Genomic DNA, 273 nt, shown 5'->3' with positions numbered 1-273 from the left:
ACGTCGGTCCGGTTGAAGGGGCTGGAGTCCAGGACAATCAGCTGCACCTGGACGCCGTACAGTTCCAGCAGCTTGGCTGCAACCTGTGTGGCCACCATCCCGCCGAAGCTGTGGCCGTAGAAATACAGCTTCTGGAGCTTGAGGGCGCGCACATGCAGGATGAGTTCGCGGACGATCTCGCCGACGTCCAACCCCAGGTTGGAATATCCGACGGCGGCCATCCGGCCCCGCTGGTGCAGTGCGGGACGCAGTGAGTTCAATATCCACTGGGCC

The 273-nt window shown here is 62.6% G+C and carries 1 protein-coding gene; it reads right to left on the bottom strand.

The annotated features are described in order from the left end of the window. Nucleotides 1–221, bottom strand: a 221-nt coding sequence (locus tag SB724_RS20080) for an alpha/beta fold hydrolase (RefSeq protein ID WP_410572594.1), incomplete at its 3' end; no start/stop codon positions are given. Between the last annotated feature and the right edge of the window lie 52 nt (nucleotides 222–273).

Source organism: Bacillus sp. SIMBA_031 (genome assembly GCF_046535225.1).
In the GTDB taxonomy this organism is placed as follows: Bacteria; Bacillota; Bacilli; order Bacillales; family Bacillaceae; genus Bacillus; species Bacillus velezensis.
This window is presented reverse-complemented; position numbering and strand designations above follow the sequence as displayed.